Genomic DNA, 9,487 nt, shown 5'->3' with positions numbered 1-9,487 from the left:
GAGGCTTTTTTTAGGACCTCCAGCTCCAGGGCCATCTGGCCGACCAAGCGTTCCAGTTCGCGGACGCGGGCCTCTTGTTCTGCGCAGCTATGGGAGAAGGCGGCATGGGCGTTATCCAAGAACGCCCGTTGCCACCTGTAGAGCACGGACTCTGCGACCTCGTGAGCTCGGCAGGCTTCGGCCACGGTCCTTTGACCCGACAAGACCTCCAACACAATTTTTACCTTTTCCTTCGCTGACCACCTGCGCATCTCGCTACCCCTTCAGGCTACACCCCTCGGTCTCTCTCTTGGGGTGGTCCAAATTTGGGGCAGCACTTCACAGCTTGCATCGCACGGACAGGAGGGGCATACCGTGACTCAGGACATCACGTCTTCGGTGATCCGGCAACGCAGATGTGTTGCCGCCCCCTTCCACCCCTCGCTCCGCACCCCACCCCGCTACCCCGCCTATCGGCGGCGAAAGAAGCGTCTCGCGGCGAAAGCTGCTTTGCCCGTTAGGCAAACATGTCTTGTAGCATCTCGCTCCGCTCGGCGAAACAACGCCGCGGCGAAACTACGCCTCGAGAGGATCCAGGTTCTGCTGGCGGGGAGGCCGGAGTGGAGGGGCACCCTGGAAGATGCCAGCGTGGTGCTGCTGGCCCTGAAGGCCGGAGCTCCGGTGTGGACGCTGAACTACCGCGACCTGGGGGTGTTCCAGGAGTTGTCGTTCTGGGCGGGCTAGTGCACAGGGCCGGTACGTGAACTCACACCACCCCCGACCGCGCCAGCGGTTCGAAGGGTTTGGCGGCAAAACGCTCTATCGCGGCGGTCAGATTGGACACCTGCCATGGCCGCAAGCAGTTGATCGCAAAACCCGAGGGGGCGCCGATCCATGGCAAAACTCACATCGCGCACCAGAAAGTCATGGTTCTCGGCTGCGAATGAGCCCGGCCAGTCGAGCGGCCTCCCGGTCCAGACGGGTGAGGGCATAGCTGCGGTTTCGCTTGAGGTTACGGGTTCGCTTGTCCTACCCTTCCCGCTCCCCCACCCACTGCTTGAGCCCCGGAAACCCCACCCACTCCTGCAGGGCCTGACTTGGTAACTCCAGACCTTCCCCCGGCGCACCTCCGACCCACGGGCCCGGGTCTGGCTGGGGTCGGCGGGTAGCTGGGGGGCAAAGACCCCCTCGGCTGCGGGTGTGCGGCGGCACGCCGTCCCGATAGGGGATCGTCCGCCTCCAGCGACTGGGCCTGGTTGGCTTTCAATATACTGCGCTGCGTTTTCCGCCAGGTCCTCCTGGGCCCCTTTGAGATTCCGGTCCGTAGGTTCGTGCCGGGCCACGCGGTCGCGGTCCCGGTGGGAGGTACCGCCCGCCGTGTAGTAGCAGACCCCCCAGACGAACCTTTCCTCTTCGGGGTCGTGCCACTCCAGGCGGGTAGCCCACTCCCAGGAAGTCCCGCAACCTCGCGAGATCCTCCCGGGACTGAAGTCAAGGGAGGAGGTCAGCGGGTCCGCTTCCCAAGGCTTAAGGGTGGGTGCAATGGGTGTCGGGTAAAGGCTGCTGGGGAGGGGGATCGGGTCTCGGGCAGTCCGTGGCCCGTGCAAAGCCGGGGCCATAGCCCGAATAGCCCTAAGGCACCTTGAACCACGGCCTGAGTTGCTCCGTACAGGCGGCATCAGGCCGGGCGTATCTCACGCGTAGGCGTGGGCCTGAAGGGTGGCAGTGGCTAGCTCGGTGAAGGACCTGCCCTAGCCCTGCAGGCCGCGATGAGCACGTCCATGGCCGTGGCGGTGAACGTGGGTCCATTCTAGCCGCTGGCGGTGGGTGAGCCGGAGAAAAACTCGAGCTCTAGACCATAGACGCCGAGACGCAAGCACCCTGAAAGTCTGGAACGGAGTGGAGGTGCTGGGGGTGGCGGGGCAAAGCTACCGCGTGCGCCCGAGTACCGGCGTTACCGGGGGGCTACGGCCCTTCACTGGGAGAAGAGGGGCCGGGGTAAGGAATCATCCACCCGGCGCAAGCACCGGCCGCGGGAGAGCGAGGGCTGGATCTATAGCGGGGACCGGCGGGGCCGCCCGCCTTCCGACCCCCGGGTGCGCTGGGTGCGGGGGGCGGACCCCTACGAACTGCTAGCGCAGTGCTGGGAATGCGGGACAATCAACACCGCCCTTACCCTCTCGGACAGGGTTTGGACCTGCGGGTGCAGGGCGGTGCATGGGGGAGACCTGAACGCGTTCAAGAATATCCGGGCCGAGGGAATCCGCAGGGCTCCCGTCGCCGTGGGGCACCCGGAGGCGCAAAACGCTTGGGGAGAGGGCGTAAGACCTACGCGTCGTTCTAGGCCCATCGGGCCGGGCTATGCCCGAACGCGTAGGCAGTCCTCGTTGAACCAAGAATCCCACCAGCTTCCCGCCACGCCGTGGCGGGGCGTGAGAGTGTCAACAGGCCCCGATGCGGGAGTTCAGGGCCCGGGGTAGCTCATTCAAGCGGTGGAAATGCTGAGTGGGTGCTGAGCGTCTTGCCGCTCTCCCAAACCTACACAAATCTCACTTTGCGCAGAATTTGGGTTTGGAGCTATCATGCTCCGCATTTGATTTCTTGGCGGCCGGCGGCATGATCCCTCACCCGCCCGCCAACGGCCCCCGGTACCTCAGCGATACCTAGACCGTCGAACCGCCAAGCCCGCCTGGTCCTCACGACAATCTTGTCTCCCAGACGGCCCGAGCCAGGCACCTCCAGGTTTTTCAGCACTTGTTCCAGTCCGTTGATCGACGAATTCTCGTCCCGGATATGGTACGTCCCGCACTCCGGACAGGTCCACTCCCGAACCTCCGGCGGAATTCCGCCCGGCACGTTGTAGTGGCAGGCATGGCAGGTCCGGGTGGACCCGTCTTCGTCCCACTCGCCGTACACCTTGCCCGACCGGGCCGCCACCCACGCCAGGGTTTCCTTGAACCGCCCGATGAGCGACTGGTGGTTCATCGCCCGGCGCATCCCCCGGCTGATTCCCCCGCCGTGCGGTGCGTAATCTCCCACGAATACCCCGTCGTACTCCCGGTACAGCCGATTGGCCACCGTGCGCAGGTACACCTTGGTCTGTTCTCGGCGCACCCGCCACAGTTCCTCCAGCTGCTCGTTCAGCTTCCGCCATCGCCGGGACGGCAGCCACGCCTCCGACCCGTCTTTCCTCACCACCCGAACGGACTTCCTCGGGCACCGGTCCCGCAACGACTTCACTTCGTCGATCCGCCGGTCCAGAATCTTGAGAAACCAGGGGTTGAGGATTTCCGTCGCCACCCCGTCGGTCCCCACTCCGTACCCCAGATTCTTGTGGTTCGGGTCAATCGCGATGACCCGTCCCACCGGACGACGAGAAGGAACGGACCGCTTCACCGTGAAGACGGCGTAGAACCACCGCCCTTCTCCGAAGCTGGCGGACCTTGCCCGGATCAAACCCATCGGGCAACGGTTCGGCCAGCCGGGTGGACCCATGAACTTGCTTCCGTTGGCCCGTCGCTCCGTCCAGCGCTATCCCCAAGGAGAGCAACAGAGTCTGGCCGTCCAACCGGAATCCCTTCCACGGCTCGTCGTAGTGCAACGAGAACCCCTTTCGCTTCCACGACCGGAACTCCGGCCCGCCCACCCGCTTCGCCCGTTCGCCACGACGGCTCTTCGGGTATTCCCGGATCGCACTGCTGAGCCGCAGGGCCGCGTTTTTCAGCACCGACGAATGAACTGTCTGCAGGAACGGGCGCTCCGGTTTGAGTGCCGGAATCCGGTTCCGCAAGCCCCGCTCCGGGTACAGCACCCTGGCCGCTTGCGGGTCCTGGGTTTCCCGGAACCGCCGGCGCAGGCGGTTGTACAGCCAGTTGGCGATCCGCGACTGGCCCTCCAGCACCGCCGCAGTGTGTTCCTCCACTTCCAGGCGCATTTTCAGGGCAGATTGCATCGGCCGCCTCCTTCAGTCGTTTCAAAATGTCCCGGTTCTTCCGGCTCCGGCTCCCGTACAGCCGGGCCAAAAACACGGTGATGATTTCCCGCACCTCCTGCACCAACTCTTCCTCGAACGACGCCTCTTCCGAGGCATTGATGAGGACCCCCTCCGTCCCGAAATGCTCACACAAGGAGAAGACCAACTCCGACCCGAACCGAAGCAGGCGATCCTTGCGGGTGACCACCAGCCGGCTGACCTGGCCGGAACAGATCCGGCGAATGAGTTCCCGGAGACCCGGAACCCAGGTCGCGGATCACTTCGTACCGCCACCCGTTCGCGGCGCAAAAGGTCTCCAGTAGCTCCACCTGCCTCTCCAGACCCGCTTTCTGGTCGTGGCTGGATACCCGGGCATTGGTTCCGGCTCCTTGCGGGACCATCCGCGAAGGCTGGCCAGGTCGTACCGGCGGTGCCCGCCCGGATCTTCCCTTCTGCTTCCCAGCGGCGCAACGTCTCCGGCGACACTCCCAGTTCTTTGGCGGCTTTTCTGATCGAAACCTTTATGTCCAAATTCTCCACAATGTGAGTAAGAATATCAAGATGTATTGAAGTTTTATTTAGCAGTTACGAGCCCCTTGGGAGGCTTCGTGCTTTGAAAAAAAAGGGGTAAGACACAGGAGGAACCAAGAGAAGGAGGGCCCCTGGGGAAGCGGGTGCGGCTATACCGCAGATAGCCTTCATTCCCATAAACCAAGAAACCTAACTTTTTGGTATCCTATGGAAATGGAACTGGCTAAGCTCAGCCGCAAAGGACAGATCTCCATTCCGCGGCGGTTGCTCCGGGCGCTGGGGATGGAGGGAGAAGGGTATTTTCTGGTAGAACTCTCCTCAGACGGGGGTATCCTGCTCCGGCCCGCCGGGGTCTATCCCATCGAAATGTACAGCCAGGAGCGGATTGAAGCCTTCCTGCAAGAGGACGCGCTCACGCCGGAGGAAAAAGAAAAGCTCCGAGCCCTGCAAGGAGCCTCCTGAGTGCGGCTGTTTTTGGATGCCAACGTGCTGTTTGCCGCCGCCTGGCAGGAGGGGCGCTCGAGGGCCCTGTTTACCCTGGCCCAGCAAGGACGATGCACCCTGTGTACCTCGGCTTACGCCCTGGAGGAAGCCCGGCGCAACCTACAGGCCAAACGCCCGGAGGCCCTAACCACCCTGGAAGCGTTGCTGGAGGAGGTGATCCTGGTTGCTGAGCCCCGCCGGGCGCTGATCCACAAGGCGTTGGAGCGGGGCCTTCCTCCCAAAGACGCCCCCATCCTGGCGGCTGCCTGGGAGGCGAGGGCGGCAGCCCTGGTCACCGGAGATCGGCAGCACTTCGGCCATCTTTACGGCCAACCCCTGCGCGTGGCCGTGGGAAAATATGGGAGTGTAAGCCAGGTAGAGGTACTGGCCCCTGGGGCGGCGTTGGAAAGGTTGCTTTAAGACCTGAGCTGAACCAGGGGGTGGCTTTGGCCGCCCCTCGCTTATTTGTGCCATTCAAAACAAGATGGCGTTCAATGCAAAAAGAAACTACCTGCGTTGCAATCAGGAAAAATTCGCACTGTTATCATGAACGCAGCAGGATCATTCTGGGGTTATCGTGATGAGTGGCCCACCCAGGAAGAGGCTGAATCGGTTAAACGTGCGCGTGAAATCCTCGCGGCTGGCATTGCAAAAAATGGCCATCGATAAGGCAAGACAATGCAACTAAAGCGAAGGGTCGAGGCTCGCCCAGATCCACCCGGTGGTATTGCGGGTGGGAGACGTTGAGCAGGTACTGGAGTTACGCGGCCTCCACCTGCACCGGTAACAGAGGGCTCAAATCCAGGCTCAGCTTACCTGCGATGAGTCTCCGTCGGCATGGGTAGAAACTCAACTTCAGCCGCTCTCGCTGACACTCAATGAGCCCATAGACCACCAATGCCCAAAGAACCCCTAGAATAAGACCATGAGACGAACCCTGATCCCCCTGCTGGCCCTGCTCCTTCTGGGGGCAGCCTGTAACCAGAGGACCGCCCCACCGCCCCCGCCCCCGCCGGTGCAGGACCCCGACCCCCTGGGGCCTTTGCGGCTGTCCCTGCAGGACTTCACCCTGGTTCTGGACCGGCCGCGGGAGATGAGCGGCCTCTCGGCCCAGCTGTATGCTGGGCCGAGCGACGGCTCCTGGCTGGAGTACATGACCAACTTCTGGCCCTACCAGGACGCCCGGGTGGGCACTTCCATCACCAAACTCCGCCTGCGCGAGGGGCGGGTCGAGGTCTATGCCGAGGACCGCTCGTACAACAAGGTCTACGGCGGGCGGCGCTTCCGCTGGGTCTACCGCTTCCGCATCGACGACTCGGGCTTCCCCCCGAGGCTGGTCTTCCCCGACGGCCCGGTGGCCTACGAGGTCCTCGAGCGCTTCCCCTGGGGGGATCAGTGGCCGGGCGACGATTCGGTAAGGGGCCGTCTGCAGAACGTGGCGGTGGGGGGCGGGTTCCAGGTCTGCATCCGGCAGCGCTGGACCCCCCCGAACGAGACCCTGGAGCCGGGGCTGTGGGGAGCGGCCTTTCAGAAGAGCGGCAGCCCCGGACCCCACCGGACCCCCTACCAGCCCAACTTCATCTTCACCTACATGTGGCAGGACGGGGAGTTCATGGGCCGCCCGGGGATTCAGGGGGAAGGGGAGCTGGCCCTGGGGGACCCGGGATCCGGCTTCAGCAACCGCACCTACTTCGACGACCGCCCCCACAGCGCGGTGCTGATCTCCAAGAGCCTCAACCTCGGGGAGTACCCCCAGCCCTGGGAGGGGCGCTGGTTCCGCAGCTTCAACCGGGGCTTCGGGGCCTACCAGGACCCCAGCGCCCCCGGCGGGGTGCGCTGCGAGTTCGGGGAGGGCTGGCAGGTGGAGGAGGTCACCGACCCCGCCGAGGTCGCCCTGCTGGAGGAGTACCAGAGCACGCGGGGCAAGCCCAACTACCAGCAGCTCCCGCCCTACCCGCTGTTCTCCCGGCTCGACCCGAGGCTCTGCCCCACCCCCTGGCGGCAGCCGGACGGCAGCTGCAAGACCCTTCCCTGAAAGCTCAGCGCACCCGCTCCACCGCCTCCTGCAGACGGCGGTAGTAGGCCCGCACCAGAGCAGGGGAAGCCTCTCGGTGTAGTCCACCGAGACCAGCACCTTGGGCGGCCCCTTGATTCCGATCAGGCGGTTGTCGCTGAACTTCAGCATCTGCACCTCTGCCAGGGCCGTGGCGGGGCTGTCGGCAAGGTATAGCGCAGCAAAGCGACCTCGTTTGTTGTAGCGTCCGCCCCGCTGGAGCGATCCTTCGGGGGAGAGCGGGCGGGTCATGTACTTGGGGCTGGTGAGCCGGTAGGCGGTGCCCTGGGCGGGCCAAAGCGCGAGGCCCCGGAGGGCCTCCAACAGCTTCTGCTTGGACTTCACAGTGGGGTGCCCTCTTCCATGGCCGCGATGAGGGTTTCCACCGCCCGGAAGTCGCCTCCTTCCATCGCCCGGTACGGCGGCACGCCACCCAGGTCGGGGTGGGGGGCGTGGAGCCAGATCCGCACGTGCTCCATGCTACCGTCCAGCTCCTCCAGCAGCCGGATCACCAGGCCGACCAGTTCGCCCAGTTTGGCCTGGAGGTTCTTGGAGTCGGGGTTGGCGCGGAGGCCGCGCGGGGTATAGCCCAGCACCCGAGCCATCTCGGGAACGCTCAGACCCAGGGTTCTGGCCAGGCGCACCGCGTCGAAGCGCCCGCTCTGGGGGTTGTGGCCTTCGACCAGGGTGTGGCGCAGGGCGGGGGTCATGCCTCGAGCCTAGCACCTTTCCCTTTCTATGTCAAAAATTGTTCCTTTTTTGCAGGTAAACCCCCGCCAGCGGCCTGCGGGCCCCGATGTACCGCGTGCGGTAGGCCGCGATGGGTTCGACCACCACCCGCCCGGCGCGGAGGCTGGCGTGGATCATCAGCCCGTTCCACAGCACCAGCCCCACGTGGTCCACGGGCCTTTCCGGCGCGGTGAAGAAGACCAGATCGCCGGGGAGCAGGTAGGGGGTGCGGACCGGGGCGAGCCGCTGCCACTGCTCCAAAGCGGTGCGGGGAATGCGCCAGCCCAGGTGGGCGTAGATGCGCTTAGGCACAGCCCTCCCTGACCCCTCGAGTGTCCGGACACTCGAGGGGTTCTCCATTTCCAGCCCCTGCACAGCCCGCCAGGCCGCCTCCAGTTCGGCCTCCCCCGGCTCGGCCAGGGTGTGGCGCTGGAGGCGGTAGCCCAGGGCCAGCAGCCCGCGGGAGAGCGGGTGCTCGGGGTGGCGGCCCATCCAGCCGAAGACCGGCAGCAGCGGCAGCAGGACCAGGAACTGCAACCACCACAGCCAGGGGAAAAACAGCAACAGCGGGAGGATGGGGAACCAGACCATCAGGTACAGGGCGGCCAGGTTGCTGCCGCAGGCGGGGTGCAGCAGGGGCTGCCGCCGGACCCCCTCCGGGCTGGCCTCCCCCCGCTCGAGGGCCCAGATCGTCTTGTGCTCGGCCCCGTGGTAGCGGGCCATCCGCGCCAGCCCCCGGCGGAAAGGGGGGTACAAGCCATAGGCCGCCAGAAACATCAGCACCAGCAGGGCGCTGCTCAGCAGGCTCCATTGCCCGGAGGGTAGGGGCGCGCCCCAGCGCAGCAGCAGCCCCAGGGGAATCCCCGCCAGCCCCCCCGCCACCATGCTCAGCAGGCCGTTCTGATCCAGGCTGTTCTGATCGAGGCTGGTCCGCCACAGGGCCCGCAGGCTCTCCGAGAGCAACGTCCACAGGCTCTTCACGCCTCCGGTGGGGCTTTTGAGTTCGCGGGTGTACAGCCGCAAGGCTCCCTCGGTGTCGTAGTAGCCCAGGGCCACCCGCTTCCGGCTCAGCAGCAGCACCCCGTGGGGCAGGGCCATCCCCCCGATGAGTTGGTTCGCGTCCATACCCCTATCCTACCCATAGGGGTCCAGCTTTACCGGCCAGATGAGAACAAGTTACGCCAGGCTCAAGCAGCGGTGTCCAGGAAGGCGTTAAGGTCATCTCGATTGAGCGTCAACTTGCGAGAGATGAGCCTACGACGGAGTGCAAACCCTCCAGAACGGGGCTGAAGCTTGAGCTTTTGCAGGTAGTGGTAGGCCCATAGGCCCAAGGTCAGGTGGGCTTTCGGGTGACGAAGTGCCATCCCCAATGAATCACCGTCTTGAGGACTTTTGGGCTGGCATACCAGGCATCCAGCAAGGGGTACTTCGGCGTTAGACCCCATTCCTTGGCTTGCTCGAGTAACTCAACGGCTAGATCGTGCTTGCTCTCGCCTTTGAGGTTATCCACTCATCTATGATAGGAGTTACGCAGTTGCAGTTGACTGGACATTCTTCTGTGTGCTAGGAGGAGAGTGCTTAGCCAAGCTTCTCCAAAGGGGGTGATGCCCATGAACCCACCGAAGTGCGATGACCTGGACTACATCCACTTTCTCATCGCCGCTCAGCGGGTCTTCACCTGTACCGAGGCCGCTCGCTGTAGTCCAAAGGAGAAGAGCCCTCCCGCCCATGATGCCTTT

At 64.4% G+C, this 9,487-nt stretch carries 9 protein-coding genes and 4 pseudogenes; 4 read left to right on the top strand and 9 right to left on the bottom strand.

The window, feature by feature from the left end; genetic code table 11:
• The 4 genes and pseudogenes from G552_RS0112505 to G552_RS16060 form a co-directional block, all read right to left on the bottom strand.
• The coding region (locus tag G552_RS0112505) for a transposase (protein WP_027883335.1) at nt 1–251 on the bottom strand (251 nt) is incomplete at its 3' end.
• 2,308 nt (nt 252–2,559) lie between these two features.
• Nucleotides 2,560–3,279: a zinc ribbon domain-containing protein gene (locus tag G552_RS16605; RefSeq protein ID WP_211224825.1), complete on the bottom strand. Its 720-nt coding sequence runs from the start codon at nt 3,277–3,279 to the stop codon at nt 2,560–2,562.
• 43 nt (nt 3,280–3,322) lie between these two features.
• Entirely contained in the window at nt 3,323–3,931 is a 609-nt protein-coding gene (locus G552_RS16600; protein WP_211224826.1) for a hypothetical protein, read from the bottom strand.
• A 7-nt stretch (nt 3,932–3,938) separates the two neighbouring features.
• Nucleotides 3,939–4,483 (bottom strand): annotated as a pseudogene (locus G552_RS16060) (IS607 family transposase); the annotation flags it as partial.
• Nucleotides 4,484–4,696: 213 nt separating this feature from the next.
• Here G552_RS16060 and G552_RS0112490 point away from each other — a divergent pair.
• Entirely contained in the window at nt 4,697–4,945 is a 249-nt protein-coding gene (locus G552_RS0112490; RefSeq protein WP_027883334.1) for an AbrB/MazE/SpoVT family DNA-binding domain-containing protein, read from the top strand.
• Complete coding sequence (locus G552_RS0112485; protein ID WP_027883333.1) at nt 4,946–5,386, top strand: PIN domain-containing protein; 441 nt, start codon at nt 4,946–4,948, stop codon at nt 5,384–5,386.
• 340 nt (nt 5,387–5,726) lie between these two features.
• Here G552_RS0112485 and G552_RS16390 read toward each other — a convergent pair.
• Nucleotides 5,727–5,933 (bottom strand): annotated as a pseudogene (locus tag G552_RS16390) (IS701 family transposase); the annotation flags it as partial.
• On the opposite strand from G552_RS16390, the gene G552_RS0112480 reads away from it, so the two are divergent.
• A complete protein-coding gene (locus tag G552_RS0112480; protein ID WP_027883332.1) occupies nt 5,892–7,001 on the top strand; it encodes a hypothetical protein in 1,110 nt (369 codons plus the stop codon). The pseudogene G552_RS16390 and the gene G552_RS0112480 sit on opposite strands and share 42 nt — an antisense overlap.
• 150 nt (nt 7,002–7,151) lie before the next feature.
• Here the strand turns inward: G552_RS0112480 and G552_RS17105 are convergent.
• The 4 genes and pseudogenes from G552_RS17105 to G552_RS16385 all read right to left on the bottom strand — a co-directional run.
• Nucleotides 7,152–7,364 (bottom strand): annotated as a pseudogene (locus tag G552_RS17105) (RES family NAD+ phosphorylase); the annotation flags it as partial.
• A complete protein-coding gene (locus tag G552_RS15445; RefSeq protein ID WP_036270862.1) occupies nt 7,361–7,729 on the bottom strand; it encodes an MbcA/ParS/Xre antitoxin family protein in 369 nt (122 codons plus the stop codon). The gene G552_RS15445 and the pseudogene G552_RS17105, both read right to left, overlap by 4 nt.
• Before the next feature lie 31 nt (nt 7,730–7,760).
• Complete coding sequence (locus tag G552_RS15440; protein WP_051195803.1) at nt 7,761–8,873, bottom strand: DUF1385 domain-containing protein; 1,113 nt, start codon at nt 8,871–8,873, stop codon at nt 7,761–7,763.
• 208 nt (nt 8,874–9,081) lie between these two features.
• On the bottom strand, nt 9,082–9,258 hold the full coding sequence (locus tag G552_RS16385) for a hypothetical protein (RefSeq protein WP_156890749.1): 177 nt from the start codon (nt 9,256–9,258) through the stop codon (nt 9,082–9,084).
• 64 nt (nt 9,259–9,322) lie between these two features.
• Here G552_RS16385 and G552_RS16380 point away from each other — a divergent pair.
• A pseudogene (locus G552_RS16380) lies at nt 9,323–9,487 on the top strand (IS701 family transposase); the annotation flags it as partial.

Origin of the sequence: Meiothermus rufus DSM 22234, from assembly GCF_000423425.1 — a bacterium.
GTDB lineage: Bacteria > Deinococcota > Deinococci > Deinococcales > Thermaceae > Meiothermus > Meiothermus rufus.
Note: the sequence above shows the minus strand (reverse complement) of the source record. Positions and strands in the feature narration are given on the sequence as shown.

Excerpts from the sequence above, each read along its gene's own strand:
- G552_RS16600 (WP_211224826.1), bottom strand. The coding sequence starts at position 3,931 with ATGCAATCTGCCCTGAAAATGCGCCTGGAAGTGGAGGAACACACTGCG.
- G552_RS0112490 (WP_027883334.1), top strand. The coding sequence starts at position 4,697 with ATGGAACTGGCTAAGCTCAGCCGCAAAGGACAGATCTCCATTCCGCGG.
- G552_RS0112480 (WP_027883332.1), top strand. The coding sequence starts at position 5,892 with ATGAGACGAACCCTGATCCCCCTGCTGGCCCTGCTCCTTCTGGGGGCA.
- G552_RS15445 (WP_036270862.1), bottom strand. The coding sequence starts at position 7,729 with ATGACCCCCGCCCTGCGCCACACCCTGGTCGAAGGCCACAACCCCCAG.
- G552_RS15440 (WP_051195803.1), bottom strand. The coding sequence starts at position 8,873 with ATGGACGCGAACCAACTCATCGGGGGGATGGCCCTGCCCCACGGGGTG.